Annotated in this window: 29 protein-coding genes and 1 pseudogene; 21 read left to right on the plus strand and 9 right to left on the minus strand. The window is 42.3% G+C overall.

Annotated features, from left to right (window positions below):
* Window positions 1-70: 70 nt before the first annotated feature.
* The 3 genes from HUN01_RS01160 to HUN01_RS01170 form a co-directional block, all read right to left on the minus strand.
* Window positions 71-466 carry a hypothetical protein gene (locus HUN01_RS01160; RefSeq protein WP_181927240.1) on the minus strand — a complete coding sequence of 132 codons (396 nt, stop codon included), beginning with the start codon at window positions 464-466 and terminating at the stop codon, window positions 71-73.
* A gap of 12 nt (window positions 467-478) precedes the next feature.
* Window positions 479-787, minus strand: a complete 309-nt coding sequence (locus tag HUN01_RS01165) for a hypothetical protein (RefSeq protein WP_163932658.1) — start codon at window positions 785-787, stop codon at window positions 479-481.
* A 422-nt stretch (window positions 788-1209) separates the two neighbouring features.
* Entirely contained in the window at window positions 1210-1665 is a 456-nt protein-coding gene (locus HUN01_RS01170; RefSeq protein ID WP_181927241.1) for a hypothetical protein, read from the minus strand.
* A 270-nt stretch (window positions 1666-1935) separates the two neighbouring features.
* On the opposite strand from HUN01_RS01170, the gene HUN01_RS01175 reads away from it, so the two are divergent.
* The 7 genes and pseudogenes from HUN01_RS01175 to HUN01_RS35900 all read left to right on the plus strand — a co-directional run.
* Window positions 1936-2430, plus strand: coding sequence for a hypothetical protein (locus HUN01_RS01175; protein WP_181927242.1), 495 nt, complete (start codon window positions 1936-1938; stop codon window positions 2428-2430).
* 78 nt (window positions 2431-2508) lie between these two features.
* Window positions 2509-3117 (plus strand): ParA family protein, encoded by a 609-nt coding sequence (locus HUN01_RS01180; RefSeq protein ID WP_181927243.1) that lies wholly within the window; start codon window positions 2509-2511, stop codon window positions 3115-3117.
* The gene (locus HUN01_RS01185) at window positions 3114-3386 is read left to right on the plus strand and encodes a hypothetical protein (RefSeq protein WP_181927244.1); all 273 of its coding nucleotides are present in this window, start codon (window positions 3114-3116) and stop codon (window positions 3384-3386) included. Before HUN01_RS01180 ends, HUN01_RS01185 begins: the two co-directional genes overlap by 4 nt.
* Before the next feature lie 293 nt (window positions 3387-3679).
* Window positions 3680-3931 carry a hypothetical protein gene (locus HUN01_RS01190; protein ID WP_181927245.1) on the plus strand — a complete coding sequence of 84 codons (252 nt, stop codon included), beginning with the start codon at window positions 3680-3682 and terminating at the stop codon, window positions 3929-3931.
* A 33-nt stretch (window positions 3932-3964) separates the two neighbouring features.
* The gene (locus HUN01_RS01195; RefSeq protein ID WP_181927246.1) at window positions 3965-4636 is read left to right on the plus strand and encodes a hypothetical protein; all 672 of its coding nucleotides are present in this window, start codon (window positions 3965-3967) and stop codon (window positions 4634-4636) included.
* A 41-nt stretch (window positions 4637-4677) separates the two neighbouring features.
* Window positions 4678-5784: an IS630 family transposase gene (locus HUN01_RS01200; RefSeq protein ID WP_181927247.1), complete on the plus strand. Its 1107-nt coding sequence runs from the start codon at window positions 4678-4680 to the stop codon at window positions 5782-5784.
* A 104-nt stretch (window positions 5785-5888) separates the two neighbouring features.
* Window positions 5889-6146: pseudogene (locus tag HUN01_RS35900) on the plus strand (S1 RNA-binding domain-containing protein); the annotation flags it as partial.
* A gap of 183 nt (window positions 6147-6329) precedes the next feature.
* Here HUN01_RS35900 and HUN01_RS01210 read toward each other — a convergent pair.
* From HUN01_RS01210 to HUN01_RS01220, 3 genes are all read right to left on the minus strand, one after another.
* The gene (locus tag HUN01_RS01210) at window positions 6330-8135 is read right to left on the minus strand and encodes a WD40 repeat domain-containing protein (RefSeq protein ID WP_181927248.1); all 1806 of its coding nucleotides are present in this window, start codon (window positions 8133-8135) and stop codon (window positions 6330-6332) included.
* 247 nt (window positions 8136-8382) lie between these two features.
* Complete coding sequence (locus HUN01_RS35105; RefSeq protein WP_238845373.1) at window positions 8383-11091, minus strand: relaxase/mobilization nuclease domain-containing protein; 2709 nt, start codon at window positions 11089-11091, stop codon at window positions 8383-8385.
* Between the two features lie 2 nt (window positions 11092-11093).
* Window positions 11094-11498, minus strand: a complete 405-nt coding sequence (locus HUN01_RS01220) for a plasmid mobilization protein (protein ID WP_238845375.1) — start codon at window positions 11496-11498, stop codon at window positions 11094-11096.
* 647 nt (window positions 11499-12145) lie between these two features.
* Between HUN01_RS01220 and HUN01_RS01225 the strand changes: the two genes are divergently transcribed.
* The 3 genes from HUN01_RS01225 (at window position 12146) to HUN01_RS01235 (ending at window position 14033) form a co-directional block, all read left to right on the plus strand.
* Complete coding sequence (locus tag HUN01_RS01225; protein ID WP_181927249.1) at window positions 12146-12580, plus strand: hypothetical protein; 435 nt, start codon at window positions 12146-12148, stop codon at window positions 12578-12580.
* 63 nt (window positions 12581-12643) lie between these two features.
* Window positions 12644-13111 carry a hypothetical protein gene (locus HUN01_RS01230; RefSeq protein ID WP_181927250.1) on the plus strand — a complete coding sequence of 156 codons (468 nt, stop codon included), beginning with the start codon at window positions 12644-12646 and terminating at the stop codon, window positions 13109-13111.
* 232 nt (window positions 13112-13343) lie between these two features.
* The gene (locus HUN01_RS01235) at window positions 13344-14033 is read left to right on the plus strand and encodes a GIY-YIG nuclease family protein (RefSeq protein WP_181927251.1); all 690 of its coding nucleotides are present in this window, start codon (window positions 13344-13346) and stop codon (window positions 14031-14033) included.
* 310 nt (window positions 14034-14343) lie between these two features.
* On the opposite strand, the gene HUN01_RS01240 is transcribed toward HUN01_RS01235, so the two are convergent.
* Window positions 14344-17280 carry a plasmid replication protein, CyRepA1 family gene (locus tag HUN01_RS01240; protein ID WP_238845383.1) on the minus strand — a complete coding sequence of 979 codons (2937 nt, stop codon included), beginning with the start codon at window positions 17278-17280 and terminating at the stop codon, window positions 14344-14346.
* 513 nt (window positions 17281-17793) lie between these two features.
* Window positions 17794-17961: a ribbon-helix-helix domain-containing protein gene (locus HUN01_RS01245; RefSeq protein WP_163932603.1), complete on the minus strand. Its 168-nt coding sequence runs from the start codon at window positions 17959-17961 to the stop codon at window positions 17794-17796.
* A gap of 269 nt (window positions 17962-18230) precedes the next feature.
* Between HUN01_RS01245 and HUN01_RS35110 the strand changes: the two genes are divergently transcribed.
* The 11 genes from HUN01_RS35110 to HUN01_RS01295 all read left to right on the plus strand — a co-directional run bounded on the left by HUN01_RS35110 (window position 18231) and on the right by HUN01_RS01295 (window position 25494).
* A complete protein-coding gene (locus HUN01_RS35110) occupies window positions 18231-18638 on the plus strand; it encodes an acetate and sugar kinases/Hsc70/actin family protein (protein WP_238845385.1) in 408 nt (135 codons plus the stop codon).
* The gene (locus tag HUN01_RS35115) at window positions 18622-19347 is read left to right on the plus strand and encodes an acetate and sugar kinases/Hsc70/actin family protein (protein ID WP_238845388.1); all 726 of its coding nucleotides are present in this window, start codon (window positions 18622-18624) and stop codon (window positions 19345-19347) included. The genes HUN01_RS35110 and HUN01_RS35115 overlap by 17 nt, the downstream gene beginning before the upstream one ends.
* Before the next feature lie 3 nt (window positions 19348-19350).
* Entirely contained in the window at window positions 19351-19584 is a 234-nt protein-coding gene (locus HUN01_RS01255; RefSeq protein WP_181927252.1) for a hypothetical protein, read from the plus strand.
* Complete coding sequence (locus HUN01_RS01260; protein WP_181927253.1) at window positions 19581-19805, plus strand: hypothetical protein; 225 nt, start codon at window positions 19581-19583, stop codon at window positions 19803-19805. Before HUN01_RS01255 ends, HUN01_RS01260 begins: the two co-directional genes overlap by 4 nt.
* A complete protein-coding gene (locus HUN01_RS01265) occupies window positions 19802-20038 on the plus strand; it encodes a hypothetical protein (protein ID WP_181927254.1) in 237 nt (78 codons plus the stop codon). Before HUN01_RS01260 ends, HUN01_RS01265 begins: the two co-directional genes overlap by 4 nt.
* Window positions 20039-20046: 8 nt before the next feature.
* On the plus strand, window positions 20047-20241 hold the full coding sequence (locus HUN01_RS01270; RefSeq protein WP_181927255.1) for a hypothetical protein: 195 nt from the start codon (window positions 20047-20049) through the stop codon (window positions 20239-20241).
* 95 nt (window positions 20242-20336) lie between these two features.
* On the plus strand, window positions 20337-20780 hold the full coding sequence (locus HUN01_RS01275; RefSeq protein ID WP_181927256.1) for a hypothetical protein: 444 nt from the start codon (window positions 20337-20339) through the stop codon (window positions 20778-20780).
* 11 nt (window positions 20781-20791) lie between these two features.
* The gene (locus HUN01_RS01280) at window positions 20792-21508 is read left to right on the plus strand and encodes a hypothetical protein (RefSeq protein WP_181927257.1); all 717 of its coding nucleotides are present in this window, start codon (window positions 20792-20794) and stop codon (window positions 21506-21508) included.
* A 21-nt stretch (window positions 21509-21529) separates the two neighbouring features.
* Window positions 21530-22078, plus strand: a complete 549-nt coding sequence (locus HUN01_RS01285; protein ID WP_181927258.1) for a hypothetical protein — start codon at window positions 21530-21532, stop codon at window positions 22076-22078.
* A complete protein-coding gene (locus tag HUN01_RS01290; RefSeq protein WP_181927259.1) occupies window positions 22075-23898 on the plus strand; it encodes an ATP-binding protein in 1824 nt (607 codons plus the stop codon). The genes HUN01_RS01285 and HUN01_RS01290 overlap by 4 nt, the downstream gene beginning before the upstream one ends.
* A 606-nt stretch (window positions 23899-24504) precedes the next feature.
* Complete coding sequence (locus tag HUN01_RS01295; protein WP_181927260.1) at window positions 24505-25494, plus strand: tetratricopeptide repeat protein; 990 nt, start codon at window positions 24505-24507, stop codon at window positions 25492-25494.
* A 243-nt stretch (window positions 25495-25737) separates the two neighbouring features.
* Here HUN01_RS01295 and HUN01_RS01300 read toward each other — a convergent pair whose 3' ends face one another.
* Window positions 25738-26346: a hypothetical protein gene (locus HUN01_RS01300; RefSeq protein WP_181927261.1), complete on the minus strand. Its 609-nt coding sequence runs from the start codon at window positions 26344-26346 to the stop codon at window positions 25738-25740.
* Window positions 26347-26694: the final 348 nt, after the last annotated feature.

The raw sequence follows: 26694 nt of genomic DNA on the forward strand, positions 1-26694 counted from the left end.
GCTTGATTGGCTGATTAAATCAATCCAAAAACAATCTCTTAGTGCAACAGCCTGTTGCACAATTAGCAGTTCAACTTATATCAAGCATTGGAGAATCGACATCTAACAACCAGTTCTCATCAACAAATTCTAGATTTTCATCATAAACAAGAACTAACTCACCAATCTTTTGAGTATGATTATTTTGCGCTTGTGTGGCATCAGCATCATCAGCTATAAGTGAAAACTTTAATTGTAAAAAACGTTCTTGGTGAGTAACACCAATAGAACTGCTAACTAATTCGGCTTCTAGGATACGAGGCAACGTAATTGTTTCATAATATTCATCTTGTTCATCCCAGTAACCGCAAACTTTATAATCACATTGGTTAAGATGCTCAAGAACAAGAATGTTGGCATCTAAATTTTCTAATATTTCAGTTAAATCTCGCCAGACTTGATGATTTTTTAATTCGAGCCTTGTCATAGTTATGTAGGTTTAATGTTCTGTTACCAAACCTGGGAAGTGTAATGTACCATCAATAAATTTTGCATGAAATCGGCGGTCGCCACCTTTACCTAAGATTTTAGATTTCAAATCGTAGCCTGATTCTTGGGAAGTCACTAACCCCACATTACCGCGAGGGGGTACAAGCCCTTTTTCAATGGCTTTTAAATGTTTCCCTTTCTGATCATATTTTAATCCCAGCTTTATTTGTTCACTTGCAAATGAAACTAGCAGACCACTGATTGAAAGATATACAGTATCAGGCTGAATATCTGCCCAATTATCGGGTAAAGCTTCCATTAATTTAATACTGATATAGTAGAAGCACTAAATATATGTCCTTAGCTTGTCCTAAGAAAGAGTAGGCTACAAATATACGTGACTGCTGTACATTCATAAGTATGATTTAGACCAAGCCAGAAAACCAGAAAACCAGAAAACCAGAAAACCAGAAAACCAGAAAACCAAGATAATGAATTTTCAGGGGGCGGCTGGAATGCTTGGGTAGAGGGCTAGATGCGCGTTGGCAGAAGAAATAGGTACTGTACCTATTAAATAGGTACTGTCAAGGCGATTAGTACCTATTTAACAGATGTCTTGCGCTGGGATACCTCCCTTGAACTATTCAAGAAATCTCTGGTAACAGCGACCCCAAGACGTTGCAGCGTGAGGAGGAGGTCACGCTCCTAGCAGAAGCGCAAAGCTGTTTCGGTGATCGGGTTTTAGCCAGGGGTAGACGTTTTGAGCATTACTAATCGAAATTCATAATTTTTAGGAGTTTTCTTAGTTATCTGAGCAAGAATATCGATTGAATGAAGGTAACAAGGAATAAAAGTATTTTTACCTTGGTCGTAGGTATGACGTGCGTTAATATCTTTATTAATCTCGCAGAGAACTTGAAAATTAGCTCCGATGATATCCAAAGAACTCTCTTTACCGGGAATAACAACCACACAAGGCTCTACAAAGCTTTGACCTGCTTTATCGTATGCTGACTTAATATCTTCCATACAACTCGGAAAATTAGAAATTAAATAAGAAAAAGATTCTTCGACCTCATTCAAATAAGCTGATTCATCTATTTTTTTAGTTAGAAAAGCTAACTCATCTGAAAGTGAAAGGCGTTTAGACTTGCCGTAATTGGGGTCTATTTTCTTGCGTCGTTTCGCTTCACCCATGTCTAATTTATCCTCTTTCTCATTTACTACGGGAACGGACTGGTAAAACCAACTCTCAATTCCTTTGGAGTCATCACCCCGCAAGGGCTGGGCTTAAAGTTTCCCTTTTACTCTAAATATGAGGATTTACAAATCTAACATTCTTTTCAGAAGGGAGTGGAAGCGCCAGCGAGTTTTAATCCCTATTGACCCCTGAGAAATTGTACGTACAATTATACGTAGTTACTGATTAATTTTATGAAATCGGCGTTGACTGAAAACGCATAACCTATGACTCTGGGGAATTTTGGCAATATCTATTCAGATGAGCTAATTACAGCCACTGAGTTGAATCGTCAGCCTGGGCGAGTTCTGGACAAAGCTTTAGAACGTCCAGTGACAATTACTCGCAATGATCAGTCTTTCGCTTTGTTGCGCCGGGAGGAAGTAACTTTTCTCGTGAAGGCAGCAACACAGAGTAAAGCTGTTTTTGAAGCATTAACCGTCGCTTTCTCTTTGTTACTTGGGAAAGAAATCGGCTTTGAACATCCTTATGGATGGCTGAGTGCATTTGAAAAAGATGATCTGCAAGACTTTATCAAGGAGCTAAGTGAGGCTTTTCGGTTGATAGATTCTTCAACCACAGCATGGGAGATGATTGACGCGCTCATCCATGAATGGCATGAAAGTGCAATTGCTTACTCTAACCCCGAACTAGCAGCAGCTTTTAGTGCAGAAACTGATGAAGTGCCATTAACCAAACCATCTGCTAGGAGTGCTGTGTGAGAGAGTATGATTTAGTCCAAGCGTCAAGATATGGTTTACCAGAAAACCAAATAACCAGATTTATGGTTTACCAGAAATATGGATAGTCAAAAGAAAATCATAACTATCACTGGCTACAAGGGAGGGGTGGGGAAAAGCACCACAGCAGTGCATCTTGCAACCTTCTTTAGTGAACTTGGTAAAACAGTTCTTGTAGATGGCGACCAGAACCGCACCGCCCTGGCTTGGTCAAAACGCGGGTCATTCCCCTTTCCTGCGGTGGACGAACGCCAAGCCCTCAAAGTAATTGCTGATGCTCAATTTGTGGTCATCGACACCCCAGCTAGACCTGACTCCGATGATCTAAAGGAATTAGCCAAAGGCTGTGACCTTCTAATCCTGCCCACAAAGCCAGACATCGTAAGCCTTGAGCCAATGCTCTTAATGGTGAAAGATTTGGGTGAGGCAAACTATCGCTGCTTGCTGACTATTGTTCCTCCCTATCCCAGCAGAGAAGGTGAAACATTGCGTCAGGATTTGTTGAATGGAGGCATCCCCGTATTTCAGGCAATGATCCGGCGTACTGTCGGCTTTGAAAAAGCAGCAATGGCTGGTGTCCCCATTCGTGATGTTGAGGACTCGCGTTTAAAAACAGCTTGGGCGGATTACCTTGCGCTAGGTAAAGAAGTTATGGAGATTTTGAAATGAGCAAGTACGGTGATTTGATTAAAAAAGCCAGAGAGACGGAACCAGAAAACCAGAAAGCCATAAATACAGAAGACCAGACATCTGGTTTACCAGAACCGGAGCCAGAGCTTGAACAGATGGTTAATCTGTGCGTCAAAGTCCCTATATCCCAACGTCGCTACTGGATGTCTAAAGCCAAAGAGCAAGGGATTACTGTGACCTCCGTCATTATTGAAGCGCTAACCCAAAAGTTTGGAGAACCAGAAAACCAGAAAGCAAGAAAACCATAACGATGAGGGAGAGGGGCGGCAGGATAGACATGGAAATAAATTTAGGAAAAACGTTTTTCCTAAACCAAATATTTGAGAAATTTTTAACGCTACTCTCAAAACGGAGAGCGGGTGAAAGGAGTGTAGAAGGCTCTCGCCCCAAGTCTTGCCTCACTAGTGGACAAGTGACGGCATAGCTCCAAAACCTGTAACCATTCATCTTCGGATATAAGAGAAAGTTTTACCGATTGCTGATCTACAAGAGTACGCTGAAATATTAGAAAGATTCTCGCCCTAACAGCGACAGGAGACACATGAAAATTAATTTAGGAGAAACGTTTCTCCTAAACCCGATTCAGCACAATCAAATGACATTGGTAATGGCATTATCCGGGTGGTTTTATGAAATTGGTTGCTACAGCCGAGGGATACTAATGGTTTTGAGAGCCAGTGTTGTGCATCTCTATTGCCTGGTCGGGGCTGGAGAAGCAGAAAACCGAATGTTGAAAATAATACTTATTAACTTGTGTATGGTTTTGGTGGTGTTAAATTGGTTTTGTCTGTGAGCGATCGCGGTATATTGTTTTGAATAAATGAGAGTGACCCTTACACAATCCTCTAATGAAGATATTCTCAGAGGATGGATTTTGCTCCGTATAGAAGCTGATCATATTTGCACCCAAATTTGGACATCATCTACATTCAATCCTTATCAAGAACTGTACATTTGGCTGGGACAAATTCGAGACTCACAACTACCCGCCAAAATGATCATCGATGAGGAAGGTCATGGAGTAGAGATGATAGTTGAGTGTTTGAGCGATCTAGTTGTGCAATTGAGAATTGAGCCTTGGATGTGCGGGAATGACACTACAACACGCCTCAAGATTACTGCTTCTCGTTATGAATTGCTCAAGGCTTTTCATGATGGAGTCATCAAATTTCTTCAAGATGAGTATCAACCATCACAATGGTCATACATTGATGATCTGAGTAATACAAATTGGGGAGCTTTGCTCAAACCATCTAATATAGATGGTCAAAATTGGCGAACACGTTTAGCAATGTACTGGGGCGGACGTGGCAGGGTTAGTGAAACCGGACGTGAAACTGTATGGAACCAATTAACGCCCTTACAACAATGGCTAGTTATTCTACATGATGTAATGTTATGGATTACCGATTTAACAGCTAACGGTCAAATCACAGAAGCCTACGCACTTGTCAGCTTATACAAAAATTTACCAATTGATAAGCTGTTACGCAGCTAGATTGTATAATATTAGATTAAGTAATTTAGTATCAGCCATCTATGCCAGCAAAAAATCATCTTTCCCAAGAGCAAAAGGAAAGGCTACTAAAAACGCTAAAAGAGCATGAAAATCCCTACGTAAGAGAAAAGATTCTAATTTTATTATTAATGAATGATGGAAAAACTTATCAAGAGATTAGTAAGTTTTTAGATATTGCATATCCAACAGTAGCATATTGGGCAGTTCACGGCGATCCAGATAACCTAGAAAGTTTTTTAGATGGAAGAAGAGAAGGGAACTTCCGCAAAGTTACCAAAGAATATGAGGATTTATTATTAGAAATAATTGAAAAAGAGCCACTAGAGTATGGGTATGAATTTGGTCGTTGGACAGCAGCAAGACTAGCTACATACCTCGAAAAGATAACAGGAATTAAGTTAAGTGGTTCACAAGTTGGGAGAATATTAGAGCGAAAAAAGTACGTTTACCTTTGGGCAAAATACAGCCTAGAGGACAAACAGAATCCTGAAATGCGTAAGGCATTTAAAGAAAAATTGTCAGAATACTTAAGAATAACAAAGGAAGCCCCAGAACGTTTACAGGTATGGTTTTGGGATGAGAGTGGATTTAGTTTAAGAGTGATAAGAAGAAAAAACTGGGGTAAGAAAGGTACAAGGAAACAAATCACAGGTCAAAGAAGAAGAGGAAGAGTAAATATTATGGGAGGGTTACGTTATCACGACAAGAAGAGAATGAATTTTGTGATTAAAAAAGGAAATGCAGATGTATTTTATGAGCAGCTTCAATCTTTGAATAATTTTCTATTGCAAGAATGGATAGAGCAAGGAAATACAATTGAGACTTTCAATAAATGTTCGGCGAAAATAGTGATTATCTTAGATAATGCCAGTTTCCATAAAAGAAAAGATATTTTAGTTCGTATCAAGGCAGAAATGCCAAATATTATCCTGGAATTTCTACCACCTTATAGTCCAGATTATAATTTGATTGAATTGGTTTGGCATTCAGCAAAAGAATATATAGCTCATAGATTGTTCGAGTCAGTATCACAGCTAGAAGAGTTATTAAATAAATTGTTAAATGAAGGAGGTCTTATTATTAAATGGGAACGCAAAATTAAAAATAAAGGTAATGCTGTTTATTAAATTTAGCTGCGTAACAGCTTATTGCTTTAGGTGAATTTGATGCAAGTTGGTATTCTCAGCGAAGAATTGAGCTAAACAAACAATATGGACTGCGTGAGAACTTCATAGAAAGACGAACACCTTATAATCATAGTGCTTCAGCAAAAGCAAGATTAAAAACACTAAAGCTTGGTCAACTTGTAGATGGCACTATTCATGGAATTAAATCGTATGGTGTCTTCATTAATATTGGGGGATATTATGCGCTACTACATATCACCGCAATTTCTCAACAAAGTGTTGAGCATCCACAGCAGATTTTTCAAGTAGGTGAGTGGGTTAGAGCAATAATTACTGGGATTGATGTTGAAAAAGGGCGAGTATCACTTTCAACTAGCGATTTAGAAGTTGAACCAGGTGATATGCTAAAAGACCCATTGCGGGTCTATGAAAAAGCAGAAGAAATGGCAGCTAGGTATCATCAAAAAGTTGTATTTAAGCTGGAAAGTGAGTAGTGCTTGAAAGCCCTCTATCCTTTCTACAGAGTATTTTGAGGATTGAAAGCATTAGATAAGTGCCAAATAATTCCATAATTGAACGATGCACGACTCTTGCTTCCGCTCAAACATATTAGGAATTGAATGTGTACAGAAAGTAGCCAAATCACGAGAAAGGTTTAATTGAATAATAGATGGTCTTCCAGGTAGTTCCAATAAAACTTTAGATTCTCCAGTAGCTAAGTCAACAGACTTAACCTTGCCTTCTAGTCCACAAGAGAGTAAAGTGTTGCGCTGCCAGTCAAAAGCAATATCATAAGTTGTTGCCATCCGGCTAGGCAGATCATCAAAAGTGACGACCTCACTGGGAGAAGCGACAATAGGAAGTGGTAATTTGTTCTTAGATGAGAAAACCTCATTCCACTCAAATATTCGTACTCCTTTATCCATCGCACAGAGTAACCACCTTCCATCTGGACTAAAGTCCATTTTGAAAATCATTTCGTTATCAGAAAAGCTAGTTACTCCTTCACCTCGTTGAACACTAGCCATCCACGCTGTCATGTCTAATGTTGCGGTTGCTAAAACTTTAACCACTTTTTGAGTGTTCAAATCAATAATGGCTAATTGTGATTTTCCTTCATCAGCCAGTAAGTAGCGACCGTTTGGATGAATTGCAATTTTAGTTCCTTGCCTAACTTTAATTACTGCAATCTGTTGTAAAGTTTTAACAGAAGTAAGAATAATTTCATCCTCTGAACGGCTGATTAGCATTTCTTCGTCTGGAGTAAATTGAATACCGCTAGTAGCTCGAACATGAGAAATTGTTTTTATTAATTGTTTTTGTTCCAAATCATATAGAGTCCCTTGCCAAGATCCACTTGCATGACCTACTGCCAAAAATTTTCCTGATGGGCTAACTTGCATCACATAAGCATTTTGTTCTAACGCCAGCTCAAGATTTGCTGGTTCATTATTCCAAGGTGCAGTGTAATGTTTTATTTCCAGAAGTTGATTCCCTAGTCCACACCAACCTATAAAAAAACCACCTGTCTGACTGGGGGCAGAGATTGGTATGTGTGGGAACTGTCCACTTTGAGTAGGACTTGAGACTGTAAATAATAAGATACCTGCTCTATTTAATTTAGTGAAAGCTTCATCTATCCTGGCTTTTTCTCTCTGCTTATGTGCTAACTCAATTGAGGGATCTGGAATGTGAACAAATTCTTCCCTACGTTCAATTTCTTCATCTTCTTCATCCTGAAGATACTCATAGCAAGTTGCAGCATTACTGATGTTTAAAAGTTGAGCGAAGCAGGAAAACTGGCTAGCGGCTATAAACACTTCATCATAAGGCAATTTACTGAGTTCAGCAGGGTTTGCACCTGCTTCTAATTGTTGCAATATTTCTAGGCTTTTTCGAGAGAGTTCTTCGAGTTTCTCTGGAGATGAAGCTGCCAATACTTCAGCAATCTGTTCAATGGTTGTTTGGTTATTGGGCAGTTCAGATAGTAAATCAGCAAATACTTCCGGCTTGCCAGTTAATCTTAATTTTTCTTCTCTGGATATAGCCCCAAAAAATTCTGGGACTGAACTATAGGTATCAATTAATTGATGATCTCTGTAATATTCGTAATAAAAAAAATCGTCATGATAAAGAATAAGATTAAGTAAATGACTAGGAAACTGCTGTGCAATCGCCGGAGCGACTGTAGGATTTTGCCCTTTTTCTGAAGGATAAAGACTAATCCAACCGTTAATACATGGAGAAATTAAAAATTTTAGTTTTTCTTGTGCAGCCAGCTTTTTTACAATCTCTGTAAATTGCTCAATTTCATTTGAGCGAATGTGGATAGAACCGTAAAATCTGCCCATATAAAATTTTAATACAAGTAACTAATTGAGTTTACCCACTTTGAAAATGCTCACTCTCATCTCATTAGGTAAAACTAGCCTAGCTTTTCTTTCCAAGTTTTAAGAACTCGTGGCTCGGAGTCGGCGTTAGCGGAGTGGCTCTTGCGGGCTTGCAGGATCTAGTTGGCCCAACCAGTAATCTCCCTGCCCGTAAGAGCCACCGACTCCGAGAGCGTAGCGGTCACGAGTTCGCTGGATCAACGCGAGATTACCGACTAAAACCTCTAGAGCGTTGCTTTTGCTCCAGTTCCTCTTGCTGCTGCTGCTGTTTAATAAGAATCTCATTCCAACTTAGCCCCTTGGGTGCAATTCTTTTAGCCTGGGGCAGCATTGACTGAACGACTTGGGCCGCTTCATTGCCCAAATCATCATTATTAAATGCCAGCCCAATCCTGTTGATATTTTTGAGGAACTCTATTGGCAAGTGATCCGGGTCATTCACTGCCATGTACATTGTTCTAACTGGTGGTTGCCCCTTGTGTTCATTCCTGTCAATCTCTGCCATTGTCAACGCATCAATGGGGGAGTCACACAAAAATACTCTCTCGATTTTATCGTCTGCCTCTCCACCCAATTTCAGATGAAACCAGCCCTCGGAGCGATCGCTGTCTTCGGGGTACTCGAAAGCGCGATTGTCAAGACGTGCGGTATCCCAAACCAGTGCGCCTGATTTTTCACCGTTCAAAGAGCGCTTGATAAAGACAACATTTCGGTGCTGGTCTATGTAACCCAACCCCTGCTGCTGTAATGGGTGTACAAGGAAGTTTGTTATACCGCGTTTTTGAGTCAAGAAATGCTGTAATACTGGGCGTAGGCTTTCATCCTCTGGCGGTGGCGTGAACTGGGGTGAACTCTGTTTTTGCTCTCTATTGGATGCCAGTTGATTGTTAGCGATTAGAACTAATGCCCTAGCTTCATCAGTAGTCCATCCGGCTGGACTGGCAAAGATAATTTCTTCAACATCTTGGACTGGCTTATTATCTAATAATGCCCTAAGCGCAATTTCTTTATCTCGGTCAGTCACTAATAAGTTTTGCAAGTCAGCGCTGTAATACTTATATAACTCGGCTGTTTGATTCGGGGTTAGTTTTGGTTTATCTGTGGCTAGAGTTTGAGTTTTATTAAGAGCATTTGCGTCTACTGGTTTTTGCGATCTATGGAGTTGCTCCAAATAAACAATCGCTGCTTCCAGGTCGTCGAATATGGTTCTTCCGGCTGATAGCTGCTGCTGAGATTGAGAAAGTTGTTGTGTTAATTCTAATACTGTTTGGGTTAAAGCAGACTCGATAGCTGATTGCTCAATATAATCAAAGATTGATAAAATAGCTTTGTTTTCTGCGTGAGATTGCAACTCAGCCGTAACTGCTTCATCAAAGTCACTGAATGTAGTTTTAGCTGCAACTAGTTGTTGATGATATTGAGAAACTTGCTCTATTAACCGTAATACTGTTTCAGTTAAAGCAGACTCGATAGCTGATTGCTCAATATAATCAAAGATTGATAAAATGGCTTTCTGATCTGTATGGGATTGCAACTCAGCCGTAAATGCTTCATCAAAGTCATTGAATGTAGTTTTATCAATAAATAGTTGCTCTTTGTATTGAGACAGTTGCTCTGTTAATTCTAATACTGTTTCAGTTAAAGCTGACTCGATAGTTGATTGCTCAATATAATCAAAGATTGATAAAATAGCTCTCTTCTCTGCATGAGATTGTAACTCAGCCGTAACTGCTTCATCAAAGTCATTGAATGTAGTTTTCGCTTCAAGTAGCTGCTGATGATATTGAGAAACTTGCTGTGTTAATCCTAATACTGCTTGGCTTAAAGCTGACTCGATAGCTGATTGCTCAATATAATCAGAGATTGACAAAATTGCTTTCTTCTCTGCGTGGGATTGCAACTCAGTCGTCAACGCTGTTTCAAAGTCATTGAATGCAGTTTTAGCTCGAAAGAGTTGTTGCCGATAAATAGATAGTTGTTCTGTTAATTGTGGCAACGTTTCAGCCAAGGCATCATCAACTACTGACTGTTCGATAAAGTCAGCGATTATATTTATAAATCTTTGGCTCTCCACTGCTTGCTCTTTAGGATTCTTCAACAGATTCTCAATAAGCTCATCATCCCGTTGTGGTTGGTAGTCAATAAACTTATGTTTTTGTAAACCTGGGAATGTGTAGGCAGGCCCCAAAGATGTGCCGCTAAATTTCTGGTCATTCCACGAGTACGAGATGCCCTTACTTTTACCGTTGCGTGTTAATCCGTGACGAACTTCTACACCTTGTAATTGCAATCGCTCAACCAGTTGCGGCATAGTCGGTTTATCTACTATGGCGCGGTCGATTAGTTCAATTAGTTGGGTTTTGATTGACTGTTGTGGCGGCGTGTTTCTCAAACCATGCTCGTATTCTAGTTGTTCCCTTTCGATTCGTCGCTGTTGCCCATAGCTGGGGGCGCGGTTCAGTTTCTCCTTGCTACTGAAAGTTTGCTGTAAACCATATTCTAGTTCTAGCTGACGAATGATTTTTTCTGAGCGCACATACTCCCAGCTATCGCGGGTAATCTTGCCGTCATCCAAACTGATTCTACTGGCGCAAATGTGTATGTGGTCGTGGTTGCGGTCGTTGTGGCGGTAAATGGCATATTGGTTAGCTGTGTAACCCATTTCCTCGATGTACTTTTCAGCTATCTCACACCAAGTATCATTGTCTAGCTGTTCGCCTGGGCTTAGTGAAAGCGAAACATGATGAACTACTTTTTCTGCTTCTGGATTAAGTTGTCGAGACAGTCGGAATTCTCTGGCTAATTCTCTGGCATTTGTGCCAAACATATTGCCGCCGATTAAAGATGACTCCTCTTTATTTTCAAGATAGTCAAGGAGTCCGCGAAAGCTTTTACCTTTGGTTTGGTTGCCAATCATTTTTACTCCCAGTCCTCATCATCTTCGCCGTCGTCAATGTCATCTTCATCAGTAATTTCAGTTTCGATTTGGGACAATTCTCGACCAATTTTTTGTAAGAGTTTTTGTAGCTGTTTTAGTTGTTCTGGATCTGCTGGTGGTCGCAGTCCCATTTTAATAGCTGTATTAGTAGCTCTAGTGAGTTGATTAATATTGCTGCCGATGCGGACTAATTCTCTATAAGTAGCTAGGGTTATTTTGCTCAGTCGTTTGGGCAGTGGTTTTAGTAAAACACTGCGTCTAGTTAATTCAGCTATGCTTAGTCCCGCGTCTTGTGCTTTGAGCTTAATCATCTCGTGTTCGATTGCATTGACACGAGCTTCTAATGTCTTAGTACGAAGCAGGTTTTTTGACAGTTTCGGGCGCATAACTGTGGGAGGTATGAGAGGGGGTTTCCAAAGGGGGACACTTCCCACTTTGGCAAGCCTGTCGTCCGAGCGTAGCGAGGTTTGCCGTAGGCAAAAGGCACGGCTTGCTTCTAGCCCATTTTCGGGTGAGCGAGGTGTCAGATGCTACGGGTGTACGGAGGGCACAGCAGGGGGCTGAAGGCAGGAATATAAAGGCGTAGCCGTGCTGCTAATTATCCTACAACTTACAAGGGGGGATAGCAACGGCGTAGCCGGAATTTGAATCAAATCAAGCAGGAGATAAATTCTGGTTCGGCGTAGCCACAGCACAAGAGGTAAAAACGGCGTAGCCGCTATATGAAAATTTTCTGATTCAGCGTAGCTGCCACACAATATAATAGTTCGGTGTAGCCGCAATACGAAAAAATAATTCAGCGTAGCTGTTTTAAGTAAAAGTCTAGATTCAGCGTAGCTGTAATAGTCAGATTTTTTAGCATTAGCTTGAATAAGACTACCAGCGAAGCTGTCACACTAAAAACTAGAAGGCATAGCTGTAATCTGAAAAGGTAATTCGGCGTAGCCGCAATAGTCAATTTTTTTGATGATTTTGAATCAGATTTTTTCAAATAGCTGATAATTATCAGTTAATCAGGATTCACGAGATAACCATGAGTGAGCATCAGAATTCAGAAGTAATTACGAAGGGCAAGATTGATAAAGCCATCAATCTGCTGAAGGAGCAAAAGCCAAAAGAACGAGAGGATATATCGGATAGAGAGGCCATCAGGAAAATGAGACGGTACATTGAGAAGCTGACCTCTAACAAGTACGGCTACAGTTATGATGAAGTGTCAGAGATGCTGAAAGGTCTGGGCATCAATTTGAGTGGCAGCAGAATCAAATATTTATTGGGCGAGTTGAAGAAAAGCAGCCGTCGCCGTCATCAAGCATCTGATAACGGCGATAGTAGTACGTCAGAGAATAGGACTACTGAAAATCAGTCAGCAGTTGTTGAAAGCAGCGAAGCTGAAGAAGCACCTGTAAACAATAGGAAGAGTAAGAGCAAGAAACAACTACTTGCAACAGAGGCAGCAACAACATAGAAACAATGGCATCCTAGTTTTAGTCTTTAATCAGGTCAAGTTAGCCACATAATAGGAATCAATATGGGAGAAGCTCAAAGGCGTAAAAAGTTAGACCCCAATTGGGGTAAATCGGGAGGATTTAAAAAGTCAGACCCCAATTTGGGTAAATCTGAAGGATTTAAAAAGTCAGATCCCAATTGGGGTAAATCCGAAGAATTTAATCATCCCAACAAACCTAAAATCACCTACTTGACTGAATCACATCCCGATTATCAAACCGCCTTTGACATTAAAAATGCTCACTACGCTGGCAAAACTCGTGTTTACCTTGTCCGCTTAGATTATGCCGATGGTGAGTATTTTATCGGCGCAGTCAACACATTCTTAGTCGGTACTCAAATTACAGTCAACGCCATCTGGACTCCCTACCCCAACAGCCAACGCACAGGTCTAGAAATTCTAGACAGTATCCGTCGAGATATTGGTTTAAAAGCTAGAGACGAAATGTTTCAGGCCGATGCTGTTCTGATCGACTTTGAATCTGACTGAACAACTTGGCCTAGATATAGCGAAGCTGTCACCAGGGGCAAGATAGACTGAAAACTCTTACTTGTCGGTGGAACCATAATACCGAGAATTTCTGACAGAGATGAACTGTAATTTGGAGTCATTCAGTAATGCTCTTGCGGTGCTTTGAAATGTTTTTCTCTTTTCAGTGTAAAATTAGACCACTAAGGAAATACTAATGATTAATTGCAAGGCTTTGTAATCTGTTAGATTCATGGTTAGGAAAAACTGGAACGTTATTTATATCAATAGAAATCCCGATAATCCAGATGACGGCTGGGGATGGGTAGAGGTCTTAACTGAAGACATCCAACGTTTCAGTATTCCATATCAACAACCTGTAGGAAGGTTTATAACAAGGCATAAGGAAGTCACAGTCACACAATATAAAGATTCTATTCCTTATACTGAGACTTGTATTAAAACATATATTGGCTACCTCAATGTCCCATCTAGAGGTAGGGTGGCTGGCAAGAAATTTACGCTCAATATCGGTGGAGAACTGATTCCTATCAAAGTTCAAAAGTCTTTGACTATTAATGCAGTGTCGGCATGGCTCAAGACTTGGACAAGTCCTGAGACGAAGATTGTTACTCCGGGTAATAGATTAATTTCACTTGATGGTGATAAGTTAGCTAAAACTGCTCATTTTGTTTACTTTATCCTCAACTCTGAGAGCAAAGCCATTAAAATAGGTCGAGCCAAAAATTTAGAACAGAGGATCAGATCGCTACAAACATCTAGCCCAGCCTATTTAAAGCTCATCAAGTCAGTACAGGTGGATGGGGCTGAAAAAGCGATTGAACTAGAGAAAACATTACATCAGCAGTTTCAGGCAATCAGACTAGCTGGAGAGTGGTTTAAGGCTGAACCTTTATTAATTGAATACATCAGTCAGATTTGATGAGCTATTTTACCTTTCTGCCGTGCCATCAAGCCGCAACAGCGTAAATAAAATGTTGGGGTTAATGGGTCAATGACCATTGGTATGTGTGGATTGTCCAGTAAACCTGTATATCTATTTAATTACCGTTAGTGGACGGAACGAAAAACAGGCATTTTGGGACGAATGTAGTCCTAACTATCACATTATTAAGCTTGCCAACGCTTGTTAATGGTACGAAAGTCGCAATTATTCCATGAGGCAACCCCTGCTGTAGGTAAAGGCTACAACTGGCGCAGTATTTTGATAGATTTACAGTTAAAGATTCCGGTTAAGCCTGGGCTGCATCCCTAGACAGCCAGTTTTGGAAGATTTTATCTCGCCCATCGTCACCGTCAACCACACGGTAAACTCGTTGGCGATCGCCCGTGCCATCACGACAGATGTATTTGAGTTTCAGCCCTATCTTCTTCAGCAATCGCCGTAAGATAACGATGGGGCTGTCATTGTCATTGAGGGTAATTCCCAGAACAGTTTTCACCTGCCACTTCACGGATAGAGCATTGTTAGCCATCTGCACTAGGTCAGCATCAGTCCCCCGGAATTCGCGGTCATCGGCGATGAAATTGGGGATGTTGAACATTTCCAAAGCTCGAACTACTAACCCAAGTTGACCGCCGTTAAAGTCTGGTAGCCATGCGCTTTTGGCAAGAAGCATCTTTTCACCCAGTTTGCGATCGCGCGACTCTACTTTCGCTCTGCCCAAGGTCAGGTAAAAATGCAGCCTCAGTTGTGGGTAATAACCTTGATCGTCTTTTTTGACGAGTTCCGAGGTAACATCCACACCGTAACGTTGCTCTAGCTTATATTTGCGCTCAATGTGGCGTTCAGTTGTGGTTTTAGTCCGTTGCTGTTGTAGTGCCGAATATTTGGCAGCAGTCATATCAGTTGTATCGGCAGCAGAGATAGAGCGACATTCGCCGTTGTAGACTTCATCTGTCTGAGCGGCAATATCATTCTTTAATGTGCCTAGTGTTTTGTTGTCATGGACATCAATAATGTTATGCCCTTCCTCACCTAATTCAGAAAGCACAGTTTCACGGAAATTAATCATACCCGCATTGATGCGACAGGCCATTTTTCCCCAGACGTTTAGGGCAGTGCGGTTAATGTTGATTTCATCACTGTCGATCGCTAACGATACATCTTGCAGCAGTCTCAAGTTAGCCTGAAAACATTGATGCTGACTAGCCAAAAGGGATTTGAGGCTGATGGCTCCGTTGCCGATTTTCCCAAGTCCATGAGGGGCTACCCAGAGATGACGAGGTACGCCTTCACGCACACGAGCTATAGCTTGCCGAGTCGCATTTTCCGGGGCTACACCCAGAAAGCATCCCCAAACACTGGTAAAATGCCCCAATATATCAATGCTGACTCCCGTGCCGATGGATGGGGAGGCCAGCACAATGTCATATTCCAGCAGCACCTGATTTAATCTCTCGATGCACTCGTAAGCTTCGTGTTCCGGGTCTTTAATTGTATCTGAGTCGATGCGGAGTATTTTCAGGTGAGGGAATTGTTTCTTAAACCTCGCCTCTAAAACTTGGGTTCCCCATTTAGAGCTAGCCCTTTGACCATCAACGGCAATAAAGGGCTTGCCCCCGCTTTTGATGTCGGCTTCTAGGGCAGCTAACCAATTGATGGGGGTAGTTTGTTTGTAGTGGTAAATGTTCCAGGGTTGTCCTTTCCAGTTGTTGACGACTACCCAAGGGGTAACGTTGGTTTCTGCTAGACCCATAACCATTTCTGGCGATAAATCAGACAAATCAGCATCAGCCAGGATGACTTTACCACGTCCAGGAGCAAAGGCATTTTTGAATAACTGGGAAAGTTGGTTGAGGACTTCCACCCGATGCTTCTTAACTTCAGTGTTGGCGCTTAGTAAGTGCCAGATCACCTGCTCGGATTCGTCAATGATCACCAGGGGTTCTTTCCAGTAAAGGGCGTTAAATCTGGCTTGTCCATTGGGGTGTAAACTGTCTACACACAGCGCAAAACCAAGTAAAATCCCGGTTTCGCTGTTTCTGACTTCGGTGATGTAGGGGATGCCTACCCGCTCCGCGATCGCTTGGGCTAACTGTACCCTGTGCGATAAGAGGATAACGGGTTGACCGTTGGCGATCGCTTCAGCAACGATCGCGGCAAATGACTGTGTTTTACCTGAACCTTTAGGGGATTTGAGCAAAATCAGTTTGGCGGTTTCTGGGATAGCCAATTCTCCCAGGTAACGCTGATTGAGGACGAGTGCCGCCTCAATTGATAGTCGGCTGTACTCTTTGACCTGCCATTTTTCTTTTGTCAGTGCTAGTTTTATAATTTCATCAGTAACAGCTGGCCCCCTAGCGGCGATTAAGTCATCAATGCCTTTTTCGGGGTAACTCCACTGTGTAACTAAGACTTGACAGCCACAGGCAGTTAACAGTTTTGCGGTTTGGCTAATGGCAATATTCACCCGTTGAACCGTTTCTGGCTTGGTGTCGTGGTCAAAGCAAATGATGAATTTACGTCCAAGGGTGGCGAAGTGTTGTAGCTCTGGAATTAGATGTAAATTACCTGTGGGCTGTCCAAATTCATCTTTGGGATTGCGGTAGCCACTGTTTATCCCAGGAAGGGCGATCGCTGCATAGCCTAAAGTAAGCAACGCCCCTGCTTTTTTAGCTCCCTCACAAATCACAACTGAGATGTTGTACTTCCATACCCAATGCCAGAAGCCTAATGCCCTATCTTCATCGCTAATGGGCAAGTCATATCGTGCGGCCACACTCTCCCAGATGTGATCTGGTACTGCCAGGAAGAATGCCCGTGTTGGCACTCTTAGGGGATGTTCATACTTGATGAATTTAAGAACTTTGTTCAGGTCGCGCCTGGGGCGGTCGGGCTTCATGCCGCCCCACATCATGGGGCTATAATCGTTAAGCGGGTCAACGCCACTGCACCACCAGTTAAGTCCTTCGATGTGGCGATAATTCTTGAGTACCCCGTCTCTGAGTCGTCCATCGTTACGGCGGGGGACGTTTTGACCATAAAACAGGTAATCGTAGGCGGCATTACCCGATACGGAAATGACGTTTAGCGCAATAATTCCAGGGTCAACAGCACTGGCTAACCATTCATTCCAGTGGTGCGCTTCTATGTCAGAGGGACGGGATATGATCTCGTACCTCTGTGTAACTTCAATTTTTTGAAGTTCACAGTTACTATTTTTCACAGCTTTTCCCTCAAATACGTTGTTTTTCAGTATCTGGAGGGGGTTATCGCGCTGCTACACCTTATATCTACGAGATTTACTATTTTGCTTGTTTAGAATTTTTTTGGTCAAAAATTTTGATAAATTTCTATGCAAAATTTCGCAGTGAAAATATAGAAATTTCCACAGCAGCCCATATAATATGAGTAAGCAGCGCGGATTAAATCTCAGTTTGCCAAGCAGTGGTGGTCAAGCTTCCACACTTTTAGCCACTTTTTGGAAGGTTTGAGATAAGTTCCCGCTCCTGAAAGCTTATAAAATTGAACTTTTGCTACTGGACAAAGCGTTTAACTATTTACGCTTTGTCTTTTTGCTTTTTCGTTTCCTTGTACTCACCTCCGTATCTCATTTAATTAAACAATAGCTAGATCATACAAAACTTCTGTTTGTCTGAAATTTAGCAAGGCTCTAATTTCCCTAGAAATTACTTAATAAAAGTTGATACTGTTGTTATTCCGGTTTTTGCTAAGTTGCTCATTGTGTTTTCTCCTGCTTTTTCTCCCTAGCGGCAATAGCTTCTTGACATAGCACGACAACCATTTGACTTACTGTTCTAGTTTCATCAGTGGCCAATCCTGCAACTTGCTCATAAACTTCTACCGGGAAAGTTACATTTACTCTTTTACCTTTATACTTTGGCATTTATTAGATAGCTTTAGGCACTATTAGTATCAAATTACCTTATTTAATGTGCCTAAAGTATAAGCAAAAGTAGTTTCTAGTAGTGCCTACTACTATCTAATAGATGCTATATTAGCATTGTGAGCCAAAAAACGCCACTCAACAAAGGCAACAGAAGCGAGAAAGTGATGCTTTAGCTTGCCCCCAACTGGATATGTGGATTTAAAGCGATTTAGCCTCTAAATTCTCCAAAGCCAGAAAAATCAAGACTTTTACCAATCATCGGAACCATGACAACCGTATATTCCAATGCCAAAAATTGGCTAGTTCAGGCAGACTTGTTAGCCAAATCCGGGCTAACCGACCTCACAGGAGGTAAAGACGCAGGAGCAGGATATGGCAAGGCAATCATCGGTGATTTTTCGATCATGATGCCTGCCGCATACTCACTTGTTCGCAACCGAAACATCATGCACCACGAAACCATCTCAAAAGATGGGGCATGGGTGCGTTATGTAGAAGGTTCACGCCTGGACTTAAAAGACGTTCAATTTTTCTGGGGCAGTGCTGCTCTAGCTCAAAGTGACCACACCCTACTACACGAAGATAAGGCGCAAAAAAGCAGAACTGGCATTAGAAAGCATCCTTGCAGACTTAGCGGTTCTCAATATTCCCGATGGGATGAAGCTTTCAATTAGTTTGAGCAATCACAACCCAGAACGCTGGGGCCAAGAGATTAAACGCAGAGTCGAAGGCACTCACACCTTTGAGCATCTGCACCCTGTAACTCGTTCTATTGTCACCAAGACAGTTGAGATTGTAGTCACAGGCATTTATCCCGAAGGATTTGGCAGCATTGCTCATTGCTTATTTGGTGAAGCATCCCTGGTACTTGACCCCTCAGAATTAGCGATCGCTCTTGATATCGGTTCATCAACTTGGCTTGTAACTGTCTTTAACGGCAGTGGTGCAGTCATAGACCGTCACTTGATTGAAGGTGGTTGCGGGGAACTGCACACCATGATTGCAGAAGCTCTCGACAAGCGAAACGACCGAGTGAGTCTGCTGTCCAAGGATGTGAAACACTCGCCCAGTCTCGTTAACCAGGGGATTATCGAAGGCACTTTTACTTATGGCGGCAACCACCTCACGGGCAAGAAGTTTGAAACAGAGTACAGCCAATGTCTAGATGAATGGTGGTCAAACAGGATTGAGAAATTCGCCAACTTTGTGACTGCTGGCAATTATCTAGACCGAGCGAAATACCTTGTCGCCTGGGGTGGTGGTGTTTCCTTGCCAGTGGTGGATCAAAACTTAGCTGGTTTAGGTTTTGTGATTTTGAACAATCCCCAATTTATCAATGCCTTGGGGTTGAAGCTATTAACTCAAATTGCAAAGGGAGCTTAGTTAATGAATTACGAATCTCGGCGTATAACCATTTCCTATCTAGCAGTAATTGAATTGTGCAAGATGTTTGATTTACCCCAAGACGCGCCAACACAAGCACTTTCGGCAGGTGTAGAGAAGCTGATTTTTCAACATGGCAATGTGCAAACATCACCAAAAGTTGAAACAGCGCCATCTACACAGCCAAATAAATCGGCACTTAGCGCAATGGTCACTAATTTCAAAGGGGCAGCATGACCAAATCCAGATTTAGAAACACGGTTTTAGGCATTGGAGCAACAGCAGCAGCGTTAGCCCTTGGCTACTTCGGAGTTCAGCAGCTTGGCAGAAACAATATGTTCACTATCGCCGCAGCCGTGGGAGGTGCAGGGGCAATCAGCTATGTACTTCAGAAACCGAGCCAGCCAGAAGCGCCAGCCGCACCAATCAAAACCCAAAGGAAAGGGAAAAAGTCATGAGCGACCAAGACACCCAAAAGACACAACCAAGCCTAACAACAACAGAAATAATGACCATCATCCTCGGTTGTGAACAGACTCTAAGATTTGTGCAAGCATCTCCCAATTACAAACAAATCGAAGCGTCCGAAAAGTTCAGTACATCAAATGACTTAAAGATGGGTGATGCAGTGCAAGCCTTGATGGAGATTCACGAAGCAATCCTAAATATCGAGTTCTATTCGCAGGTTTGAGGGAGCAAATGTTAGAAACGACAACTTTGCAACGTAACCACCTCTATGAATTCCGTGGTCAACAACTCCGCTACAGCCATCGCTCTAACTCTAGAGCCAATGCGCCTTTCGTTTTTAATGACTCCAAAGGCAAACGAAAAGAATTAAGCCAAAACCAAGTGCAGAGAGAGGTTTTTGAACTTGTTGAATTTCGTGAGAACTGATGATGAAGCGATCGCACCTGCCGGCAAGCTTGGCGATCGCCTAATCAGGATGTATCTCTCGCCGCAAAACGAAAAGTACACAAGGATTCTAACAAATGACACTTGACTACAAAAATCCCAACGATTGGGGACGTTCACCTCTGACTGACTCCGCCCTAAGAAAGCAGCAATTCAAAGCGGAAAATCCTGAACAATGGGCAGCAATGATTGAGGCAGATATTGAGGCACTTTCCACACCAATATTCGAGAGTGAAGATTACCCACCCTTCACCGGAACAGAATTTCTAGCAACTCATTCAACCATTGATGACCATCCATACTCTGCTGCATTTGGTCAATTCTTGGGTAATAGCATTGACCCTGACATTGCAAATATCTTGGCATTTGGTGAGAACAGATTCGATTTAATCTCTGATGCTTTTGACGACCCCGTAAGGCAATTAGCAACGAGAATTTATAGCCGATTTGAAGATATGGGTTACTGGGATGAAGTACCCCAAGAGTCGAGTGATATCAACTACGACAACATACCTTATTAGGAGTTTTAGCAATGGACTTTGCAATACGTAATCCGGTAGTTGGTCATAGTTCCCATATCGATGAAAAAGCGCTTTCCTGGGGAGGATTTGAGTCTGATATTTTGGGCTATCTCTCTGATATCAATAAGCTCGAACAGTTTGCGGATTATGCGAATAATGCCCAAGAATTATCTGACAGACTAGAACCATTTTTGGACAATGCCAAGGTCGTCTTTGAGGCGATGGAGAAGCTAACAAAAGGGCAAGTAACCTGGGTCGAACTTCGTAAACAATACGGCTCTCATGTAGCGGGTGCTATCGCTAAGATTCGCAAACTCAACTCCGAGTTTGATTCAGAGATGGGCAAGATAGATGCCCAAGATAGAGCCGACCTCCTGCGAATTGACCAAAAACGTAAGCACGGACTTGCAGAAGTGGCAGCCCAATTACACCACGATTTGCAAGCAGAATTGTGGCGGCATGAAAACAAGATTAGCGGTATAGAAAATAGGCAAGTTGTGCAGGCTGAAAGGCAGGCAATCACAACAGGACTGAGAGAGAAACGCCAACAACTTTTAGCCCGTGCAAGGTATGGTTCCAGAGCTTTAGAGCCGAACCAAACACCCCAGGAAGTGATACCAATTCAATCCCAAAATCATGTACCAGCATCTAGTGTTTCAGCAACAGGAACAGTTCGCGGTTGGGGTGCAATGTTGGGTAACTTGTGGCAGAAGTTAGGCGACAGATAATCAATTAATTAGGTAAGGCTGATGCTAGTAAGGAAACGAAATGAAGATCCTCATAGCGTCAGCCCTTTTTCAATGGAAGGGCTGGCACAGAAATCACAACAACATCAGCAGCAGAAACAACCAGAACAACCACAACCACTGCCAGAAAATAACAGAGGTAGAACATTTAGACGTGCTGGTAACGCTTGTGAAATTGTCGCTGGCAGTTGTCTAAATAGCGCAGTAATTTTCACCTTTCATCTATTGCAAGTTCACCCCGTTGGAATGTTTCTTGCAGTGGGTACTGCACACCTGTACTTTACTGCTACTGCAACAGGTGAAGGGTTCAACAATTTTGTCACTAATTTAATGACTGGATGCAGTGCGTCATTAGCCCTATTGTGTGCGCTCAATGAACCGATTAGTGAGTGGAATGAATCGAGAACTTCTACTAGTACAGTTAATACTTCAATTGAGTCGGTTTATAAGCCAAAAACTGCTGAATCTTCAAGTTGGATGGATGGTGCAGGAGTGGGCATACTTCTAGCGATATTAATGATTTTTTTATTTGGTGGAAGGAAGAGTAAATGAATTATTTAAGTGAGAAACATAAAACTTTATCAGAGTCGCAACAATCGGGTTTAATGAAGTGGTTCGGACAGTTACCGATGGATAAAAAAGCTGTTGCAATTGGGCTGAGTTTAACAGTAGGGATTGGATCAGCTGCGATGGCGTGGCAGGGAACTAGCAGCGACAGAATTTATTTCTGTGTCAAAACCCCAAAGAAAACATTGGTATGTCAGGACAAGAATAACAGACCATTCCGCATGACCCCCTATTACTGGGAGCAATGGAAACAAGAAGGAATGCCGCGCCAAGTAGTGAGAGATCCAGCAATGGGGGTAAATGGGTTAGTGAAAGCGACTAACCCATATAAAGCGTTTTGGGCGTTTGGTGGATTCCTGGGGTTTGCTCTTGCGGGGTGGATGCTTCGCCATTGCCAAGATGAAGAGAAGCAGAGGGCAGTTTTTGAAGACATCGCCCAAAAACGGGACGCAGCAAAGGCAGAGATGGCCGCTCGTTCCGAGCTACTAGAGAGTTGCCGAGACGTTGCGATCGCAGAAGTTCAACTACAAGCTGACCTGGATCTAGTCGCTAATGATCGCACTGTGGATATCCAAAAAGCTGAGATTTACGCCCACACGGAAATTGAAGTTACCCAAATGGAGGCAACTGATGCCATTTTTGAGGCGCAAACGGCTGGGATGACCGAAGAACAGAAAGCAGAGTATATTAAGCAGCTACGTGAGATGAAAACGCCCTATCTACAAGGTAGCCAGACTTTAGCGGGGACGATTGACCCCAACGACAAAGTTACTGGATCTGAAGCAGGAGCGATTGCATCACAGGACAATAAAACGGCATGGGTGCAAAACCTAATTAAACAAACTGCCCTTATCTGGGGCAACCAAGGCGGTGGTAAATCTTGGCTAGCCCGTTATGTAATCCAACTCAAAAAACAAGCCGGCTACCGTGTGATTGTCCTTGACCCTGACTCGAACCGTAGTGAATGGCGAGGAGTTGAAAGTTACCACTCCTGGGATGATATTGAACAGCAGATCCGCGATTACGTTGAGGAACTGGAATCACGGTTAAAAACCTTTAATAATTCATCATTGAGTGAGTCGCAATGGCGGCAGAAACTTTGGGCAGAAGGTAAAGCTTTGTCTTTAATCTGTGAGGAGGCCACCACATACGGCGACTTCATTAAAGATGCAGAACTGTTAGACAAATTCGGGAAGCTGGCATTAACTAAAAGCCGTAAACAAGAGATGCCCCTAACGGTGGTTGCTCACAACAATACCCAGACTTGTTTGTTTGGCATTAAGGGATTACATAATCTTGTTTCTAAGATGCTCCAAGTTGAATGTTTGGCGGAAGTAGATTCAGTTACACTACAGCCTTTATCAACGGGTAAAGCAAAGGTAAAACTCGATAGTTCTAACGAATGGCTTGATGTTCATCTGCCGACTATGAGCGTAAAAATATCTGATTTTAGCTCCCCTACACCAGCAGCCGAATCTCACCCAATACCACCCATTGATAAAGCCACTTTAGAGCGCATCTATGAACTAGAAATTAATATTGGTGGCAAGGCAGACTCTAGCCCTACCCCATCCCTAACACCTGTTGCCCAATCTCTGCTGCAATACCTCCAACGCACAGGGAGAACATCGGCAGTCATACAGGAGATACAGCCCAACTTTAAGGTAAAAGGTCAACGGTTCAGTTCGGAGGAGTTGAAGCGACTGTTTAATGAGTTGGTTGAGAATGGTCTAGCCGTCTGGCTTGATGCCAATACTATCGAAATTGCTCAAAATCAGACAGATGGACAGAACGGACAGAATTAGACAGAATCCTTGTACAGCAAGGGACAGACAAGACAGACATCTAGACAGAAACTAGACAGCAGACATTAGCCCTCGGTTCATCACCGGGGTTTTCTGTTGGTGGCTTGAGCCAGAACTGCTGAAGAAGGCGAAAGAAAATTGCTGTACTCATGCTGCGACGCGCCAAAAACATCACGGCACCAGTTGACAGGCGGTATAGGAAACCACCCGCATCGAAGAGGAGCGAATTGCCTCATAGTCTGGCTTCACTTTCTGCCAAAGAGATTCACCTGACTCTCTCAAGCTGCGAACTCCCCCAGGCGCTCGTCTACCTCTTGGCGAAAAGAGGTGAACGCTTGAGATACGAACTGCCTCACTACCTCTGTGATGCTGACAAAAAAACTTTCTCCAGAATTATTCCTGGCTGCTCAAGAATGGGAACACTAAGAATAAGAATTATCTATAAGCTTCTCACCGCTGCTCAATGTCTCAGGCAAAAAAAGTTACATCCTGTAGTATTAGTGTCTTCGTTACCGTTGCCAGGAAGTCCCTTATTTTAAGAGACGCTGGCGAACTAAATCTAAGTACTTCTTGGGGCTAAAAAAGTCTCACGTCAGTTTAGCAGTTATGAATATTCAATTTCTCTTCAATCAGGGAATCGAAAAATATCAGCGTGGTGACTACCAGGGAGCGATACTAGTCTTCACACAGGTAATTCAAGCCAATCCAAAACATATCCAAGCTTGTCTCTATCGTGGCATGGCTTATGCCAACATAAATCAGTTCCAAAAAGCAATTGCAGATTATTATCAAACCCTACGTCTTGATAGCAGCAATTGTGATGCCTATTTGAATAGAGGATTGGCCCGCTATCGCCTCAAGAATTACCCAAGTGCAATTAGCGATTACGACCAGGTAGCCCGTCTGTTACCAAATCATGCTGATACTTATCGGCATCGGGCGGATGCTTATTGGGCATTGGGCAAGTACCCAGAAGCAATTGCTGACTATACGCAAGCCCTAAAACTTAATTCCCAAATGCTAGTTGCTTATTTACATCGAGGCATTGTGTATGGGCTGATGGGCAATTATAAACAACGCCTAGAAGATTGTAATCAGGTTCTAAGACTGAATCCAAGCATCTTAGCGGGGTATACTTTTCGTGCTGCTGCACACTGCGCGCTGGGGAATTATGAAGCGGCTGTGTCTGATTGTGAGCAAGCTTTGCAGCTAGATCCTAAGAAAATTTCGGTTCATATGGCCTTTGGAGATACTTATTACCACACCAGAAATTACTCCAAGGCAATCAGTAGCTATAGTCAAGCAATTGACCTGGGAGGTAACATAGCAATAGTCTATGCCTGTCGCGGTCTGTGTCGGCATCATGTGGGAGATGCCAGAGGAGCAGTTATCGACTGTGACAAAGCACTGGAACTAGACCCGAATTGTGCAGAGGCTTACAACCATCGTGCGTTAGCCCAAACTTTAATTGGAAATTATCAACAGGCAATAGACGATTTGCACAAAGCTGCTTCCCTATTTCAACAACAGACCAAGCACAAAGAGCATCAGGAAGCGATTGAGTCAATTCAGAAATTAGAAAAAAGAATGGAATAAAAGTAGTTGGCACGGTGATGCCAGATGCACCTTGCAGAGCTTCTTCCAAAAGGGCATAGCCCTCTTTTGATATCACGTATCGATACCAAAACATTTACTAAATGAGGGTATAGAAGCGAGTCTAGACGCTTGCGGCATTGAGTCATAGACAAAACCCTAACACTGTGAACCCCTGTGCTAGATAATGTTGTTGGTATTGTCAATTTCCTTTCTGTGTACCGTCAGATCGGCGATCGCCTTCTACTAGCTAGTTTTCGCAGCTTGCTTTTGCTCATTCTCCAACACCGGGAAGTACCGCCGAGCGTTCAGGGGTTTCTTCCAGCCAGTCAATTCAAACAGGTACTCATCAGGGTCGAGGTTAAGCATCGTTGCCCATTGATTGATTTGACTGCCGTTGATGTTTATCCGCTCACATAGGTCAGTCTTGGTTAGCCCCTGTTTAGCATCATGATCAGAATGTGAGAATTTGATTTTGCCTCTGGGTATGTCCTCTACCCTCTCTCGCAGAGATGATAATCCCGCATTAATAAGAGCTTGCCGTAGCCCATCTATTTCTGTTCTAAGCGAGTTTATCTCATCATTAAATTCCTTTTGTTGCTCGGCTACGGCTGCCTCTAAACCATCAATTTCGGTGGTTTTCACCTTAAGCTGCTTTACCTCAAGTTCTAGGTTCTCTGGCATCACTTCAATCGGAATATTGCCCTCTAAATAATGCTCAAGTATAATTGTCAGAGCTTGAGAGGCTTTCTTTATTTTGTGTGTTTTCATCCACTTCTCTAAACTAGCGTAGAGGCTGAAGTCAAGGTATGCTGTGACTTTAGCGTGATTGTCTAACCAGTCTTTAGTAGCCATATACTGCTATATGTGTATGGGTAATTTAAAGTCAGTTACGTTAAATTTAAAACAAATTAAAGTAATGTACTATTGTGTTAATAGTAATTTACTAATGCGCTTTGGCAGCTTACTACATTAAGTTAAGAAAACTAAAGTAAGTTACTAAAATTCAAAAGTGTCTGACTATAAACGTCTAAACCATAATTGGTGTCTGACCTAGATGGAATAAGGCAAGCACTGTGGAGCTATTATAAATTAAGTAATTTACAGCATAAAATCAATTAAGGTACAGTCAGATAATCATTTAAATAAGTTGCTTGCTTTAATATACTTGTAGATTATTAGTAAACTAAAGCAACTTACCCA

Origin of the sequence: Nostoc edaphicum CCNP1411, from assembly GCF_014023275.1 — a bacterium.
Taxonomy (GTDB): Bacteria; Cyanobacteriota; Cyanobacteriia; order Cyanobacteriales; family Nostocaceae; genus Nostoc; species Nostoc edaphicum_A.